The organism is Bartonella sp. AA168HLJHH (assembly GCF_042197365.1).
In the GTDB taxonomy this organism is placed as follows: domain Bacteria; phylum Pseudomonadota; class Alphaproteobacteria; order Rhizobiales; family Rhizobiaceae; genus Bartonella.
In genome coordinates, this window is the sequence record NZ_JBHIRS010000001.1 from 92,882 (window position 1) to 109,828 (window position 16,947).

A 16,947-nucleotide genomic window follows, 5' to 3' on the forward strand; every position below is an offset into this window, starting at 1 on the left:
ATTATCCTCTATAGATAAATTTTACAATAAATGATTATTTTCTTCAGCTTTCCCCCACGGACTTTATCAAAATCCACTCTATTTTTTTGAAACGCTTGCTTGTCATGAAGAGAAATTTGTTATGAATTTTACTTTCGTTCTTGATTTCTTATTGCTCTCAATTCTTCCATTTTTCTATAAAGTGTAGAGCGACCAATATGAAGGCGGCGCGCAATCTCACTCATATGTCCTTTATAATGTTTAATCGCTTTCTCTATAATATCAAGCTCCATTTCTGCAAAAGTACGTACATGCCCATCAGTATTCAAAAACTTTATCGATTCTTGCTCATTATCTTCTTGCATATTACCCTCAATGATATTGGGAACATTCATTAATGAATTTCCCATTAATTGCGGAAAATCTCGAACAGTTAATAACGGTCCTTCACTGAGTAAAATCGCACGAAATAAAAAGGTTTCAAGCTCATTTCTATTGCCAGGCCAATCATACTGCATAAGCAAGGAAAGAGCAGAGCCTGCTAAACCATGGACATGTGATCGCCCTGTTTCTGTGATAATGCGATCAATCAAACGTTGTGTGATCTCTGGAAAATCATCCCTTAATTCTCGTAAAGCAGGAACGCTAATAGACAAGTGAGAAAATTGTTCAAACAAACTATGCAAAAAAAAGTTCTCATTAACCAAGTCCTTTAAACGCGATGTTGAAATAGCGATGATCCGAAAAGGAAAAAAATCTCCTTTTGTATCCCTTTCCCTTTCTTTAAGGTAATGAGCAAACCGTTTTTGCTGTATGGGCTCAAGTCGATCAATATCACAAAGGCAAAGTGTCCCTTTTTCAAGAGAAGAAACCAATGGTAGGAATTCTTTAAACCACTGCTGATTTTCTTCTTCTGGATCAACGATGGCTGAACATTGAAAGCGAACAAAAACACCCTCCGAAAATAATCCCTCATGATGAATAATCCGAGCTAATGTCTCACGTCCTGTTCCAGCTTCTCCCTCTATCAAAAGATTCTGTAAAGAAGTTGCTGCTTGTCTCGATTGTTCTAATACTATCTGCATAGCTCTACTTTTTACGCAAAGATCAGAAAACCGTAAATGATTCTCTTTTTTTCGCCGAATATCTCGAACCTCATGCTCCAAGGCAGAAATAAGAGCAAGGATATCCAAAGTAACTCTTACACGTAATAATGTTACTGGATGGATCCAATAATCAATAGCTCCAGCTGTTAAAGCTTTCTGGAGTAAATGCTGATTCTCTTGTTGTGCTATAACGACAATAGGAACAGAAACACCAGCAACTCTAATCATTTTAATCAAATCGCTCACACTCAAATCACTCATAACGACATCAAGGAGTGCAAGCACAATGTTTTTACGCCTGTGTAAAAGATCAATCGTACGGAGACCATTTTCTGCTTCAATGACACGATAACCAAAACCTCGCAGCATAGAAGAAAGTTCTATACGTCTTCCATAATCTTCACTCGCAACAAGAATGGGACCAACCATAATGTCAATAATCTCCTTTGAGACTACTTAGCAGCTTAATATAAAAATTGTTGTAAACCATAAGAAATATTTTACCTCTTGTGTTTCACTTACGAAATTCATCAAGCTGTCAATTAAATACAACATTAAGGCATTTTTTTCCATTTTTTTGCTTTTTCATTGATTTTTATCAAATTTTTCATATTGACTCATGGGGTAATTTAATAATGTTATAGAAACTAGAGAGCAAAATAATCTAAATAGAGTGCAATAAATGAAACATACCTATCATATTTTATGTCTTACAATTACCGCCTTGCTGTTAAGTGCCTGTAACTTTTCGCGATATTATAACTCAAATATGCCAACTGGAATTGATGGAAAATGGGTTGATGAGAATGGTATTATTTCTTCTTTCCACAATGGTGTTTTTGAAACGCATGCAGCAGATACAGAAGAAAAACTATCAGAAGGAGCATATAATTATCTCAATGCCCAAAATATAGAAATTGAAATACGCTCTATTCTCCGTGGAACAATTTCTAGAGTCAATTGTACAATGTCATATGACGCCACACAACTTCTCTGCACCTCACATACAGGAGCACAGTTTTTCCTTAAGCGGAAATCTTAAACAAAGTACAAGGGAAACCTCTCTTAAGAACAGAGGGAGCACACACATTAAGCAGGAGGCGATATCCTTTCTCCTCCTGATAGAAAATCCTCTCTAAAATACGCAAAGAGGCTGGTATAATCTTTACCCTGAAAATTTTCTAAACATTATGAAATGCGTAAAATAATCATTTTCTTCCACAAAATATCAGTAAAGCCACCTCACAATAAAATTGTAACTTTGTATCCTGCAATCTATTTCAACCTAAAATAACATTTTATTTGATAGGGAACTTTAATCTAAGCAGCTCCAATGCGCAAAAGATCATGAAAATGAACAATTCCTATCGGTTTTTTATCTTCAACCACAAAAAATGCACCAATCTGATGATCATTAATAAAAGCTGTTGCTGCACCAACAAGTGTATTTGGCTTTACAACTTTAGGAGCTTTGGTCATCACCTCGTCAACATTAAATTTTGATAAATTAAAATGAATGTTACGTGCAAGATCGCCATCAGTTACAATTCCGATTAGTTCACCTTCTTGATTCACAACACCAACACAACCAAAATGTTTTTCCACCAAAACATTCATCGCTTCAGTCATAGCTGTTCCCTGCATAACCAAAGGAATATTATCACCCTCATGCATAATATCACACACGTATTTAAGGCTTGCACCAAGAGAACCACCAGGATGATATATTTTGAAATCCGTTGCGGTAAAACCACGCATTTCTAAAAGAGAAACCGCTAATGCATCTCCCATTGCCAATTGCATAATTGTTGAAGTTGTAGGGGCTAAACCATGGGGGCAAGCCTCTTCTATCTTTGGTAATAATAGCACAATATCAGCTTGCCGCCCTAACACAGAGTGCTTACTTGATGTCATCGCAATAAGGGGAATACGAAAACGCGCCGCATAACTCATAATACCACTTAACTCTTGAGTTTCACCAGACCATGATAACGCAAGAATAACGTCATCAGAGCCAATCATACCAAGATCACCATGATTGGCTTCTGCAGCGTGCACAAAAAAGGCAGGTGTTCCAGTTGAGGCTAAGGTTGCTGCAATTTTTGTCCCTATATGACCACTTTTTCCAAGGCCAGTAATGACCACATGTCCACGCGCATTTCTAATAGTTTGAACAGCCGCTTCAAAAGAAGAAGAAAGACTTTCCAGCAGAGCTTTTTCAAGAGCTTCAAGCCCCTGCTTTTCACTAGCAAGTGTTTTAAGCGCTGATGCTACTGCACCTTGCAAAGCCATATGAGGAGACGGTATTGTCATAATCAAATTCGATCAATAAAATTAAGTGAGAGATCTATATCACTTTTCAACATTAATGGTTTCCAGTAAATTTTTCAATGAAGCAGAAACGTGGCTGTGCATATCAGCGCGTGCCAAAGAAAATGCAACGTTGGCTTCAATAAAACCAGCTTTAGAACCGCAATCAAAAGTGCGCCCTTTTACTTGCAAACCCCAAAAATCTTGCTCATTTGAAAGCCATATCATAGCATCTGTTAATTGAATTTCATTTCCTGTTCCCCGTTCTTGAGTGGAAAGAATATTAAAAATTTCTGGCTGCAAAATATAACGTCCATTGATGTACAAATTTGATGGTGCCGTTCCTTGTGCCGGTTTCTCTACCATTTTTGTGATTTCAAAACCATTTGCAATCTGTTTGCCTTTCCCAACAATACCATATTTATGTGTTTCTCTAGGATCGCATTCCTGAACTGCTATAATATTCCCCCCACCCACCTTTTCATAAAGGCTCATCATTTCAGAAAGACAGCCCTTTTTCGCCTGTATCAACATATCGGGTAATAATAAAGCAAAAGGTTCCCCTGCAACTAATTCACGCGCACACCAAAGAGCATGCCCTAATCCCAAAGGTTGCTGTTGCCGAGTGAAAGAAGTTGACCCTGGTAATGGCTGTAAACGGTATAAGTTTGCAAGATCTTCTTTCTTTCCACATTCAGCAAGTGTCGTGTATAATTCAACTTGCGCATCAAAATAATCCTCAATGACTGCTTTGTTGCGTCCAGTCACAAAAATAAAATGCTCAATACCAGCTTCCCTCGCCTCATCCACAACATATTGAATAACAGGTTTATCAACAACTGTTAGCATTTCTTTAGGAATCGTTTTTGTCGCAGGAAGGAAACGCGTACCAAGACCTGCTACTGGGAATACTGCTTTCCGGATTTTACGCACACTCACCCTCCTCAATGAATTCATATAACTTTTTTGTTTTATTTATCATATGTTTTTACGAAATGGTAAAAAAGATATCTTATTGTTTTGATTATCATTATAATGGGCAATCAAAATGTAAAAAGAGTCTGAGAATTTATTGAAAGGATTAAAACGAGTTATTTATTTCAGTTTTTTCCTCTTCTTGATCATATTATCGATTAAACTAAATACAAAATAAAGTTATTGCACATCTAATGAATTGAATATTAATGGGGATTTCAAAATGCAAAAAACAGAATTGAAGAGTTTCTCTTTTTTTTTAGAGAAGTCAATAGCTTGGAGACCCCTTGTCACTGGCTCTGCCATTCTTTTGTCTGCTTTTTTAATGTTTTTTGCATCATTTTCACATGCGGATAGCGGATTTAAACACTGGATTAAAGAATTTAAAAAAATAGCTATTGCTCACAATATTACCCCTTCTACGTTTCATATGGCGTTTAAAGGTGTTAATGCCATTGATCCTGAAGTTCTAAAAAGCGCCGCATACCAACCGGAATTTGTTGCTCCTTCCTGGAACTATTTCGATAATCGTGTCCATGATATCGCAATTGTGGAAGGACGGCGCCAAGCAAAAAAATGGAACAAATGGCTTCTTCAAATTGAAGAACGTTTTGGTGTTGACCGTAATATTCTGCTTGCTATTTGGTCAATGGAAAGCAATTATGGGAAAATTTTAGCCAATAAAAGTGTAATGCGTGATGCCATTCGCTCACTTGCAACCCTAGCCTATGCCGATAAAAAACGCGAAAAATACGCATATACACAGCTGATTGCTGCTATGAAAATTCTACAAAGTGGTGAAATTAAACGCTCTCAACTCACTGGATCTTGGGCCGGAGCATTGGGACATACACAATTTATTCCAAGCAGTTATCTCGCCTATGCTGTTGATATAAATCAAGATGGACGGCGTGATATCTGGAACTTTGTTCCAGATGCTCTGGCTACTGCTGCTAACCTTCTCCACAAAAATGGCTGGCAACCTAATCTTATTTGGGGAGTAGAGGTAAAAGTGCCACAGGGGAAAAACCTTCCTGAAGGCTGGTATTCCTTTGAACAATGGAAAAAATTAGGTGTAAAACACGCAAATGGGCACCCTCTTCCTACATCAGCTGAACAAGCAATATTAAAATATCCAGATGGAGCAAAAGGACCTATATTTTTAGTCACAAAAAATTTCTTTGTTCTGAAACATTATAATAATGCAGATCGTTATGCGTTTGCTGTTTCCCTTCTTGCTGATCGTATTGCTGGACATCTTGGATTAGTGCATGATTGGCAAAGACCTTTTCAGCCTATTACCTTCCAAGAGTGCAAAGAACTGCAATCTCGCTTAAGTGCATTGGGATATTATAAAGGAGATATTGATGGACAAATCGGAACAGCCTCTCGCAAAGCAATCAAAGCTTTTCAGCTGCATTACGGTCTAAAAGAAAATGGATATCCATCATCTCAAGTGCTTTTTATCCTTCGCAAACAATAATGGAGACTAAGGTTTTGTCTTCTTTTCGCCTGATATACTTGACATTATTGCTGTTTTCACTTTCTATTGTGGGGATCTTACAGCCATCCCCAAGTAAAGCAACGAACTTCTTCAAATGGTTATCACAACAAAACAAACAGACACAGCAGCCACCGCAAATTATAGAACAAAAAATAGACAAGCCGCAAAAAAAAATCGTAACACAAAAAAACATACAAAAGCTAAAAAATGAGAATGCAAAACGCATTCTTGTTGTAGGGGATTTTGCAGCCTCTGCTGTTGCCGATGCACTTAAAAAGTTTTTTATAAATAATAGCGATATCGTTATCATGAACAACACAATACCAGCTTCCGGCTTAGTTCGAACGGATTATTATTCTTGGCAAAGCAATATTTCTAAACTCATTGACCAAAATAGCCCCGATGTTATTATCATGATGATCGGTGCAAATGATAATCAACCCATCACAGACTCTCATAACATGATTAACACAGATCAGTCAGAATGGATACGCATCTACAAACAAAGAATTATCGAAATTACTGAAAGTCTTCACGCCTCTGGAAAATCATGGATATGGATAGGTCAACCTTCTTTTGGAAATGACCTTTTGACACAAAAAATGAAAATTTTTAATGCGCTCTATAAACAAGAAACAGAAACAGCAGGAGGGTATTTTCTCGATATCTGGAGCGGCTTTAGTGATGAAGAAGGATTTTTTTCTTTTTCAGGCTATGATATTAATGGAAAAACAACCAAATTACGCACCAATAATGGCATGCATTTCACCCCTGAAGGAAAGAAAAAACTTACCTCTTATTTAGAAAAACCATTGAAAAACATTTTAAATTTTCACGCCTTTTCTCATGAAAATTCATACTCAACCGATAAAGCTATTCAAAAACTTATACAAGAATCAGAGAATCAAGAGCGGAGTAAAATTATGCGTCAGCTTCCAATGAGCCTCGATGATATGGTACAAAAAAACACTCACCTTTTAGGCAAAAGAAAGTCAAGTTTTATAAAAAAATCATGGTTTCCACCAAATGGGCATCAAAAAGATCGAGCTGATAATTTTTCTTTCCCATAATGTCTATTTAAAATACAAAATCTATTTTCCTCTATAAACAAAAAGCGAATAAGATAAAAAAACTCTGTTTACAGAGCTATAATGAAGAAAAAATTTGCATAAATCGCAACTGCACCTTTCGAATAATATGAAAACGGCATGGTGTTAACCATACCGTTATATCTTATAGTCCACGTTTGTTAATCATTGCCTCTGGTAAAGGCATTCGTCCCCGAAAAGCTTTATAAAGCTCCTCTGGATCACGACTTCCTCCAGCGGAGTAAATAAAACGTTTCAACTTATCAGCAAGCTCTGAATTAAAAACATCTTCCGTTTCTTCAAAAGCTTGAAAAGCATCAGCATCAAGGACTTCCGACCACATATAAGAATAGTAACCAGATGCATAACCATCCCCCGCAAACACGTGCATAAAATGTGGGGGACGATGACGCATAATAATTGTATCAGGCATTTGCAACTTTTCTAATTCTTGGCGTTCAAACACTGTTGGATCAGTGACTGTTTCGCCTTGATGAAAAGCCATATCCACTAAAGCTGATGAGATAAATTCAACGGCAGAAAATCCTGCATTAAATGTCTGTGCTACTAAGACTTTATCTATCAACTCTTGTGGCATAGGATGACCTGTTTTTGTATGTATAGCATAAGATTTTAATATCTCTGGTACTGTTAACCAATGTTCGTAAAGTTGAGAAGGTAGCTCAACAAAATCACGTGAAACAGATGTTCCCGACACAGATGGCCATGTGACATCAGAAAGCAAACCATGCAATGCATGTCCAAATTCGTGGAAAAGCGTACGTGCATCATCAAGTGATAAAAGAGCAACTTCCCCTTTAGGTGGTTTAGCAAAATTACAAACATTGTAGATAATAGGCTTTTGTCCGCCATCCAATTTATGTTGTGATTGCAAACTACTCATCCACGCACCGGAGCGTTTTGAAGAACGCGCAAAATAATCACCAATAAAATGCCCAAGTAGACTTCCATCAGACTTTTTTACTTCCCACAAACGTGCATCAGGATGCCAAAGTGTAACAGCGTTTTTTTCTTCAAATGTAATGCTAAAGAGTTTTTCGGCTACCCCAAAAGCCGCTTTAATCATAAGATCAAGCTGAAAATAATATTTAATCTCAGCGCTATCGAAAGAAAGTTTTTCAGTGCGAAGTCTTTCAGCATAATAACGCCAATCCCAAGCAGCTAAAGATTCATTGCTGCCCTGATTGTTGGCAAAATTTTGTAAGTCAATTTGCTCAGTAGAAGCTTTCGCTCTTGCGCGCTCCCATACAGGCATAAGCAAATCCATAACGGAATCAACACTTTTAGCCATAGTATTATCGAGCTTCAAATCTGCGAAAGATTTATATCCCAATAATTTAGCCTGCTCATCTCGAAGCGCAACAATCTCTACAATAATTGTTTTATTATCATTCTTGTTATTATTTTCACCACGTTTAGCCCAAGCTTGGAATGCAACCTCACGCAAATCACGACGATCAGAGAATTTTAAAAAAGGTTCAACAATCGAACGTGCTAGTGTTAATGCATACGCTTCTTCATTGCCTCTTTCACACGCAATTTCCTTCATTGAAGCAATGAGATCTTGCGGTAAACCAGATAAGTCTGTTTGTTTTAAAAACAGAATCCATTCAGCTTCATCATTTAAGACATTTTGTCCAAAAGTAGCATTTAAAAAAGCAAGTCTTTCATTAATTTCCAAAAGCCGTTTCTTAGCTTTTTCATCGAGTTTTGCCCCATGACAAACAAACTTTTTCCACCATAATTCAAGAACACGTGTTGTTTCACTCTCAAATTTGCCCAACTGCGACCGTTTATAAAGCATATCTATTTTCGCAAATATCCGTGCATCCATCATCATTTTTGAAGAATAACGAGAAAGTTTTACAACGAACTCTTGCTCTAGCTGTTGAATTAATACATTCGTATGAGCACTGGTGCGTAAGAAAAATATTGAACAGACACGATCAAGCGCTTTACCGCAAAGCTCAAAAGGCTGCAAAAAATTCTCAAGCGTTGGTGGTTCTTGCACCATCGCAATTGCCTCTAGTTCTTCTTCTGCTTCTTGAAGTGCCTGTTCAAAAGCGGGTTTAAAATCTTCGTCACTTATAGAAGAAAAATCAGGAAGACCTGAAAATCCCTTCCAGTCCAGCACTGCTGCTTTTGTCATAATACTTTATGTCTCCATTATAAATTTAAACTGTAACAATTATCTTTACGACACAAATTGATAACATACTAAAACTATTTCGTGAGTTTCAAAACTACCTTTCAAAACGCTATTGAATAAAAAACCTGAAAATCGTAAAGTTCTTTCATTCAAACCATATTATATTGAAGCAATAAAGATTATTCGCTCGCACATCACAATAGAATTGCATATTAACAAAAACACTTGGAGAAAAGCATAATCTCCACTCTTTATAAAATATTGCTGTAGATTCTTTTGAAAATCGCAAACTGCATTAAAGAAATGATGGTAAAATCAGAACTGATTTTTACATTTACGTTTTTATATTATCCTCAAATTAAGCTGTATTCTCGTTTTAGTGATTCAGAAACTTGTTTATAACTTACAATTTACCCTTGACTTTACTTCAAATATTAACAATTGGGAATATAGCTGGGGAGTTTTTTTAAATCTTCCATAAACTTTTGTTTTTATCTCATCTATTATCTAGATTTACAACTCTCCAACTCTTCAGGAGGTACTTTATCATGACTGAAATCAAAACGGCCTTCGACTTCAAAAATTTTTCTCCTGAAGCTCTCGCTGAAAAGTTAAAGAACCAGCATTTTGCAGACTCTATTGATATCATCAATGAGCTCGATATCATGGAACGTGTAACTATTCTTAGTCTTCTGCCTCTTGATTATGTTATCGAACTTTTTGATAAACCAGAGCTTGAGCAACCTGCTGCCATCCTAGAACTTCTCCCTATAAATCGTGCTGTTGAAATTCTTGACGGCATGTCTGCTGATGCTGCTGCAGACGTCTTTCAAGAAATGAATAAGAAAACCCGTACACGACTTTATGCCTTGCTTAACCCCTTAACGCGCGCTGAACTTAAAAAACTCACCAGTTATCCTGATCATACAGCAGGAGCACTGATGACAACAGAGTTTATAGCCGTTCCTTCAAACTGGACCATACAAAAAACTTTGGATCACATTCGTGAGGTCGAGCGAACACGTGAAACAGTTTATACCAGCTATGTAATTGACCCCAAAACAGGTACTCTTCTCAAAGCTGTTTCCCTGCGTAACCTTATTCTTGCCTCACCTGATGAACAAATTCTTAATGTCCCTACCCATGACTCGCCCATTACAATATCACCTTTCACACATCATGAAGATATCGCACGCCTTTTCCAGCGCCATGATCTTCTCTCTGTGCCTGTAGTTGATGAAAGTAACCATGTCATTGGCATTGTAACCGTTGATGACGTGCTTGATACTATGGTCGATGAAATGAATGAAGATGCCTATAAATTTGGGGGTATGGAAGCACTTAATAAGCCCTATATGCAAATTAAGTTTCCTGAAATGATGAAAAAACGCGGAGGCTGGCTCGCTTTACTCTTTATCGGTGAAATGCTGACAGCAAGCGCTATGCAACATTTCGAAACAGAACTCGAAAAAGCGATTATTCTTACACTGTTCATACCTCTCATTATGAGCTCAGGAGGAAATTCCGGCTCACAGGCTACATCCCTTATTATACGTGCATTGGCTTTACGTGAACTCACGTTGAAAGACTGGTGGAAAGTGATCATTCGTGAAATTCCAACAGGACTATCCCTTGGTCTCTTACTAGGAATTATTGGTGTTACGCGCATTGCTCTTTGGCAAAAACTAGGTATCTACGACTATGGCCAACATTGGATTGCTATTTCGACAACAGTGGGTACAGCTTTAGTTGGAATCGTTACCTTTGGTTCTCTTTCTGGATCTATGTTGCCTTTTATTCTTAAAGGTTTAAAATTTGATCCAGCAAGTGCTTCTGCTCCTTTTGTGGCAACTTTAGTAGATGTCATGGGCATTATAATCTACTTTTCTGTAGCTTCTCTCATTTTGTCAGGAACTCTTCTTTAAACATGTAAAGTAAAAACTCTTACTTATGGAAAAATCTTGTCATGTAACCTAAGATTCTTTCCATAAGAGAATAAGCTTTATTATTTATTTTCTAGCACACCGCTCTATAGATAATTTATTATTTTTTTGAATAACAGCTCCGAATAACGTAATTTTACCTCATCATAAAGCTTCTCATATTAAATCGATTAAAGTCATCTTCTTGCCAGTCACAAACGAGATCGGTGTATGGCTAAAAACTATTCAAGAAAAAATAAAATACTTCTTATATCCTCTCTCGTATCAAAAACTGGCGCAATATTGACAGCTGAGAAAGAATAATAATGATGATACTCAACAGGCTTTATATTTCTTCACAAAGGCGTTAATAGTATACTATTCGCGTATGTTATATCATTTATGAGCCCTATCATGGAATGGATGTAGTGTACGTTAAGTAATCTCTCTTAAGTACATGAATATGCAACAAAAAGTATATTCTGTTTAAAGTGTTCTGTTTGGCATGAAAAGCATACTCCTATTAGAGAGTGCAATTAACAAAAGTGTAAGGCAATGCACTATCTCCATGGTTTAAAAGATATTACTTTAGATGCTTTTGAAATCATAAATTGGATTAACGGCAAAGATGGGAATTTTCTTTGGATGCCTTCATATTCTTTCTAAATAAGACTGTATTCCGAGTTCATAAATAAATCAAACAGATATAACTCTTGCCCTAATCTGGCATACAAAAGCTAGAACTTCTTATAAAATTCTTAATCGTCTCAATATTTACCTCAAATACACGGTTGCATTAGATCTGGATTTTGATTGACAAGTTATGGAATAAGAAAAAGCTTTATTTAGAATAAAAATATTGTAAAGTTGTCAATAAATTGGCTATGGATTAAGAGATATTCCGGATTTTTATCAATCTCTTTGCAAAACAACAACAACAACAATATCGCTAGCTTTATACTTACTTACTCTTACAAGAATTCATATAAATTTCTTGTGTCATATTGATAAAAATCAAATTGACTGTGATTTTTGGGATAATTTTTAGCTCGAGAATAGAACATACGTACTATAAAAAACTTTTACGAAGCTTCAGAAATTGAAGCTCAATAGAGCCTTAAAGACTTGGATAAATAGTTTTGCCATAAAAATATTGCCTCCATCTTCCAAAATTATAAAAAAACATGTAAAAGGTTTTTTAATAGTCAGGCAAAGAATGTAAAGACTTTGCCTCAAATGAAATTTCATTAAACGAAAAGAAGAAAATTTATGCAATTGCGTAACATTGCCATCATTGCCCACGTTGACCATGGGAAAACAACGCTTGTAGACGGGCTTCTCAAGCAATCAGGAAACTTCCGTGATAATCAGCGTACAAGCGAACGTATGATGGATTCAAACGATATTGAGAAAGAACGCGGAATTACAATCCTAGCGAAAGTGACATCTGTTGTTTGGAAAGATACTCGAATTAATATTGTTGATACACCAGGACACGCTGACTTTGGTGGAGAAGTTGAACGCATCCTCAATATGGTTGATGGAGCCATTGTACTTGTTGATGCTGCTGAAGGACCAATGCCACAAACAAAATTTGTCGTTGGCAAAGCATTGAAAGTAGGATTGCGCCCTATTGTTGCTATTAATAAAATTGACCGACCGGATGCACGCGTTGATGAAGTCATTAATGAGGTTTTTGACCTTTTCGCTGCTCTTGACGCAACCGATGAACAGCTTGATTTTCCTATTCTTTATGGATCTGGACGCGATGGATGGATGGCTGAAGCCCCAGAGGGACCAAAAGATCAGGGATTAGGTCCTTTATTTGATCTTGTGACGCAGCATGTCCCTTCTCCTAGTGTAGCAGAAGGACCGTTTCGCATGATTGGAACTATTCTTGAAGCGGATCCGTTTTTGGGACGAATTATTACAGGACGGATTCATTCTGGCTCTCTAAAACCCAATCAAAATGTCAAGGTTCTTGGACAAGATGGAAAACTTTTAGAAACTGGGCGTATTTCAAAAATTTTAGCATTTCGTGGCTTAGAACGGCAACCTATTGAAGAAGGAAGTGCTGGTGATATTGTTGCGATTGCAGGTCTACAAAAAGGTACCGTTGCTGATACTTTCTGTGACCCTACTGTCAATGAACCCCTTACTGCCCAACCAATTGATCCTCCTACTGTTACTATGAGTTTTCTCGTCAACGATAGTCCCCTTGCTGGAACTGAAGGCGATAAAGTAACAAGTCGTGTCATTCGTGACCGATTGTTAAAAGAAGCAGAAGGCAATGTCGCTCTTAAAATTGAAGAATCAGTCGATAAAGATTCTTTCTACGTTTCAGGACGAGGAGAATTACAGCTTGCAGTTCTCATTGAAAATATGCGCCGTGAAGGATTTGAACTTAGTGTTTCACGCCCACGTGTTGTTATGCAAAAAGATGAAAATGGAATAACTCTTGAGCCAATCGAAGAAGTTGTTATCGATGTTGATGAAGAATATTCCGGTACTGTTGTACAAAAAATGTCTGAACGTAAAGGCGAAATGGTGGAATTACGTCCTTCTGGAGGTAATCGTGTCCGCCTTGTCTTTTATGCACCAACCCGAGGACTCATTGGTTATCAATCTGAACTTTTAACGGACACACGTGGTACAGCAATTATGAATCGCCTTTTCCATGCTTATGAACCTTATAAAGGAGGCATTGCTGGTCGTGTTAATGGTGTTATGATTTCAAATGACAACGGTGAATCTGTCGCTTATGCTCTTTTTAATCTTGAAGATCGTGGACCTATGATCATCGATGCGGGTGTGAAAGTCTATCAAGGTATGATTATTGGCATCCACTCACGAGATAATGACTTAGAAGTCAATGTCTTAAAAGGGAAAAAACTCACCAATATGCGCGCTTCTGGAAAAGATGAGGCCGTAAAGTTAACGCCTCCCATTAAAATGACATTAGAACGCGCCTTATCGTGGATACAAGATGATGAACTTGTGGAAGTAACCCCTAAAAATATTCGTCTCCGCAAACTCTATCTTGATCCTAATGAACGTAAACGTTTTGAAAAAACACGTACATCAATTTCAAGTTAATTTCATAATCTCTTTGGTAAAATATTTAATTGTATTGAGCCTCACTATATTCCAGAAAGGATGTCTCTATGAATATTAAGGAAATACCCGTAGGCAAAAATCCACCAGAAGATATTAACGTTATTGTGGAAGTCTCCCTTGGTGGTCAACCAATAAAATATGAGATGGATAAAAAGTCGGGTGCATTATTTGTTGACCGTTTTCTTCATACATCAATGGTTTATCCTGGAAATTACGGTTTTGTCCCTCATACGCTTTCAGATGATGGTGATCCTATTGATGTCCTTATCTGTAATACCCGTCCACTTATGCCTGGTTGTGTTATCAATGTTCGCCCCATCGGAGCTCTAATGATGGAAGATGATGGTGGTAAAGATGAAAAAATTATTGCCATTCCCACTACAAAATTAACAAAACGCTATATCAATATTCATGACTACACAGACTTGCCTGAGATTACACTTAAACAAATCGAACATTTCTTCAAGCATTATAAAGATTTGGAACCTGGGAAATGGGCCAAAATTGAAGGGTGGCGTGATAAAAACTTTGCTCATGAATTAATTAAGCAAGCTGTTGAACGCAATAAAAAAATATAACGATTTTAATAAAATAAAGCCTATTTAAAAATAGGCTTTATTCTTTATTTTTTCTACGAGATGCAATCTCTAAAGGATTGCCATATCTGCTGTAATTCTTCTAAATGTGTCGAAAAGTAAAGTTGTTTGTAGCGAGATGTTGCGCCGCTTTTCAGAGAAATAGAAGAAGCTGAAATCTTCCACTGCTTCGCAAGAAATTTAATGAGAGCTTTATTCGCTTTTCCATCTTCAGGAACAGCACGAAGGCGTATAACCAGATATTGTTTTTCACCATCCCTACATTCAATCCCTATTATTTTGTCAACGGATGATTTGGGAATGAGATATACAAACAAAATCAAGTTATTTTTATCAACTTGATAAAACATGTATTCGCCTCAAGTAATATTTCTATACATATATGTTTGCGTAAACGCGCCACATGAAAACACGAATAAAATAAATAATAATGAACACTACAATAGGTGAAATATCAATCGTTCCCAAATTTGGTAAAATTTTCCGGATACGGCTTAGAACGGGATTTGTAAAACGATATAGAAAGCTTCCTATCAAAACAACAAAGCGATTGCGTGAATTTATGATATTAAAGACATAAAGCCAAGAAAAAATGACACTAGCGATTAAAATATCAATATAAATCTCAAAAATCAAATCAATCGTTCGAAGCAATGCATAAATCATGCGTCATCCCTTTCAATCAAGGAAACAGAAGAGCGTATAGAAAACCTTCATTAAAGCAGGTCTGTGTATCAAAAAATGGTTTTATATTTCAATACTCTTTTTTCTTGAATAAAAACCAGACATCTAAATTCTTCATCTCTCTATTTAATGACGATGCAGTTAGAAAACAAATATCAAAATTAAAAATAGCACATAAAATAGAAGAAACGGCAAAAAATCTGAATATCTCTTATAGGATTAATCTTAAATCTCATCGTTTTAATTATTAATTATAAAAAAACAAACAAACTAAAAACGGCCTTTTAAAGGCCGCTTCTAGTTCTAAAATTATTTCTGCAAAGCAGTCAAACGATTAAGAGCACTACTAAAACCATCTAGCTGAACAAATAAATCATTCAAAGCTGGTTCACCTGCAGCAGCAATTGTCATTGCCAACTTTAACTGTTTTCCAGAACGTAAAGCTGCTACGTGATTTTTGTCAAAAACGACAGGAACCACACAACCTGCTGGTACACAAGTCCGGATACCGGTTTCGATAACAGCTTTTCCCTCATCAACTTGTAAACGAACAGGCTTAGAAACCAAAATGCCAAAAGGAACTGTTAAATTACCAGATACAACACCCTCAGCATCGAGAGTAAGGCCCATAGCCACAACAACACGCCCCTGCTCATTCACTTCTTGACGGTGCATAAAACAAATTCTTTTCCCTTCTTGTATACCACAGTTAATAGTCCACAAACCGTAGGTTTCAGTCAAAGAAGAAGCTCCATTTGGCAATGTCGCTGCCGCATCTTTTGATGCAGGAGGCTTTGAACTTGTTGCAAATGCAACAGATGAAATACTCAAGAGAGTAAAAACTATAAGTAAATTAAATAACTTTTTCATTTTATATTCCTGTTCTTTACATAAAAGATAAACATGTTTATTATTTATTATAATATAAAGCATCTTAATAAAAAAAGCTTTCTCGTAATCATATAGCTTTTATAATGGTCTAAGGCTACCTCGAAATTCGCTGACAACTTTCGTATAAACGTGCTTTTTAAAAGAAACAGCAATCAACGGAAGGGTTTCTAGATCAATCCATTTCCATTGATCGAATTCCGCTTTATTGCCATCTGGTGGCGGATTAATCGCAATTTCAGAAAGCTTTCCTGTAAACTGGAAAGCAAACCATTTTTGTATTTGCCCACGATATTTATTTGTTAATGTGCACCCAATAAGTTCTTGTGGAAAATCATAATGGAACCAATTTTGTGCTTCTTTAATCAACTTCACAGATCGAATACCCGTTTCTTCATAAAGTTCACGATATGCTGCATCTAATGGTTTTTCATTTTCATCAATCCCTCCTTGAGGAAGCTGCCAACGATGAGATATTTCAATATCTGCATGAATGGGCATCATTAAACGACGCCCAACCCACACTTTACCCTCATGATTAAAAATAACAATCCCAACACATTTGCGATATGGAAGAATCTTCAAATTAATACCTGCATCCATTTAAT

At 36.7% G+C, this 16,947-nt stretch carries 14 protein-coding genes; 6 read left to right on the plus strand and 8 right to left on the minus strand.

From position 1 onward, the window contains the following. Window positions 1-128 precede the first annotated feature (128 nt). Window positions 129-1,514 carry a sigma-54-dependent transcriptional regulator gene (locus tag ACFINM_RS00390; protein ID WP_375639507.1) on the minus strand — a complete coding sequence of 462 codons (1,386 nt, stop codon included), beginning with the start codon at window positions 1,512-1,514 and terminating at the stop codon, window positions 129-131. 253 nt (window positions 1,515-1,767) lie between these two features. On the opposite strand from ACFINM_RS00390, the gene ACFINM_RS00395 reads away from it, so the two are divergent. Next, a complete protein-coding gene (locus ACFINM_RS00395; RefSeq protein ID WP_375611849.1) occupies window positions 1,768-2,127 on the plus strand; it encodes a hypothetical protein in 360 nt (119 codons plus the stop codon). Window positions 2,128-2,405: 278 nt separating this feature from the next. On the opposite strand, the gene ACFINM_RS00400 is transcribed toward ACFINM_RS00395, so the two are convergent. Then, window positions 2,406-3,398, minus strand: a complete 993-nt coding sequence (locus ACFINM_RS00400) for an SIS domain-containing protein (protein ID WP_375611850.1) — start codon at window positions 3,396-3,398, stop codon at window positions 2,406-2,408. Between the two features lie 39 nt (window positions 3,399-3,437). After that, window positions 3,438-4,328: a UTP--glucose-1-phosphate uridylyltransferase gene (locus ACFINM_RS00405; RefSeq protein WP_375639512.1), complete on the minus strand. Its 891-nt coding sequence runs from the start codon at window positions 4,326-4,328 to the stop codon at window positions 3,438-3,440. Between the two features lie 265 nt (window positions 4,329-4,593). Between ACFINM_RS00405 and ACFINM_RS00410 the strand changes: the two genes are divergently transcribed. Both ACFINM_RS00410 and ACFINM_RS00415 read left to right on the plus strand, forming a co-directional pair. Next, window positions 4,594-5,853, plus strand: a complete 1,260-nt coding sequence (locus ACFINM_RS00410) for a lytic murein transglycosylase (RefSeq protein ID WP_375639517.1) — start codon at window positions 4,594-4,596, stop codon at window positions 5,851-5,853. Window positions 5,854-5,867: 14 nt separating this feature from the next. Next, window positions 5,868-6,944, plus strand: coding sequence for an SGNH family hydrolase (locus tag ACFINM_RS00415; RefSeq protein ID WP_375629994.1), 1,077 nt, complete (start codon window positions 5,868-5,870; stop codon window positions 6,942-6,944). 163 nt (window positions 6,945-7,107) lie between these two features. Here the strand turns inward: ACFINM_RS00415 and ACFINM_RS00420 are convergent, their stop codons facing one another. Then, on the minus strand, window positions 7,108-9,132 hold the full coding sequence (locus tag ACFINM_RS00420) for a M3 family metallopeptidase (RefSeq protein WP_375639522.1): 2,025 nt from the start codon (window positions 9,130-9,132) through the stop codon (window positions 7,108-7,110). A 548-nt stretch (window positions 9,133-9,680) separates the two neighbouring features. Here ACFINM_RS00420 and mgtE point away from each other — a divergent pair. From mgtE to ppa, 3 genes are all read left to right on the plus strand, one after another. Further along, window positions 9,681-11,057 carry a magnesium transporter gene (gene mgtE / locus ACFINM_RS00425; protein WP_375621166.1) on the plus strand — a complete coding sequence of 459 codons (1,377 nt, stop codon included), beginning with the start codon at window positions 9,681-9,683 and terminating at the stop codon, window positions 11,055-11,057. 1,266 nt (window positions 11,058-12,323) lie between these two features. Then, a complete protein-coding gene (gene typA / locus ACFINM_RS00430) occupies window positions 12,324-14,150 on the plus strand; it encodes a translational GTPase TypA (RefSeq protein ID WP_375639526.1) in 1,827 nt (608 codons plus the stop codon). Window positions 14,151-14,218: 68 nt separating this feature from the next. Continuing rightward, a complete protein-coding gene (gene ppa / locus ACFINM_RS00435) occupies window positions 14,219-14,749 on the plus strand; it encodes an inorganic diphosphatase (RefSeq protein WP_273790629.1) in 531 nt (176 codons plus the stop codon). A 53-nt stretch (window positions 14,750-14,802) separates the two neighbouring features. Here the strand turns inward: ppa and ACFINM_RS00440 are convergent, their stop codons facing one another. The 4 genes from ACFINM_RS00440 to ACFINM_RS00455 all read right to left on the minus strand — a co-directional run bounded on the left by ACFINM_RS00440 (window position 14,803) and on the right by ACFINM_RS00455 (window position 16,942). After that, complete coding sequence (locus ACFINM_RS00440; protein WP_375621163.1) at window positions 14,803-15,117, minus strand: DUF167 domain-containing protein; 315 nt, start codon at window positions 15,115-15,117, stop codon at window positions 14,803-14,805. Between the two features lie 22 nt (window positions 15,118-15,139). After that, window positions 15,140-15,433 (minus strand): YggT family protein, encoded by a 294-nt coding sequence (locus ACFINM_RS00445; RefSeq protein ID WP_375621162.1) that lies wholly within the window; start codon window positions 15,431-15,433, stop codon window positions 15,140-15,142. A gap of 327 nt (window positions 15,434-15,760) precedes the next feature. Then, window positions 15,761-16,321 carry an invasion associated locus B family protein gene (locus ACFINM_RS00450; RefSeq protein ID WP_273790632.1) on the minus strand — a complete coding sequence of 187 codons (561 nt, stop codon included), beginning with the start codon at window positions 16,319-16,321 and terminating at the stop codon, window positions 15,761-15,763. A 99-nt stretch (window positions 16,322-16,420) separates the two neighbouring features. Further along, window positions 16,421-16,942 (minus strand): RNA pyrophosphohydrolase, encoded by a 522-nt coding sequence (locus tag ACFINM_RS00455; protein WP_375621161.1) that lies wholly within the window; start codon window positions 16,940-16,942, stop codon window positions 16,421-16,423. Window positions 16,943-16,947: the final 5 nt, after the last annotated feature.

Coding starts and splice junctions, on each gene's coding strand:
- ACFINM_RS00395 (WP_375611849.1), top strand. CDS start 1,768: ATGAAACATACCTATCATATTTTATGTCTTACAATTACCGCCTTGCTG.
- ACFINM_RS00455 (WP_375621161.1), bottom strand. CDS start 16,942: ATGGATGCAGGTATTAATTTGAAGATTCTTCCATATCGCAAATGTGTT.
- ACFINM_RS00390 (WP_375639507.1), bottom strand. CDS start 1,514: ATGGTTGGTCCCATTCTTGTTGCGAGTGAAGATTATGGAAGACGTATA.
- ACFINM_RS00450 (WP_273790632.1), bottom strand. CDS start 16,321: ATGAAAAAGTTATTTAATTTACTTATAGTTTTTACTCTCTTGAGTATT.
- ACFINM_RS00410 (WP_375639517.1), top strand. CDS start 4,594: ATGCAAAAAACAGAATTGAAGAGTTTCTCTTTTTTTTTAGAGAAGTCA.
- ACFINM_RS00440 (WP_375621163.1), bottom strand. CDS start 15,117: ATGTTTTATCAAGTTGATAAAAATAACTTGATTTTGTTTGTATATCTC.
- ACFINM_RS00420 (WP_375639522.1), bottom strand. CDS start 9,132: ATGACAAAAGCAGCAGTGCTGGACTGGAAGGGATTTTCAGGTCTTCCT.
- typA (WP_375639526.1), top strand. CDS start 12,324: ATGCAATTGCGTAACATTGCCATCATTGCCCACGTTGACCATGGGAAA.
- ACFINM_RS00400 (WP_375611850.1), bottom strand. CDS start 3,398: ATGACAATACCGTCTCCTCATATGGCTTTGCAAGGTGCAGTAGCATCA.
- ppa (WP_273790629.1), top strand. CDS start 14,219: ATGAATATTAAGGAAATACCCGTAGGCAAAAATCCACCAGAAGATATT.
- ACFINM_RS00445 (WP_375621162.1), bottom strand. CDS start 15,433: ATGATTTATGCATTGCTTCGAACGATTGATTTGATTTTTGAGATTTAT.
- mgtE (WP_375621166.1), top strand. CDS start 9,681: ATGACTGAAATCAAAACGGCCTTCGACTTCAAAAATTTTTCTCCTGAA.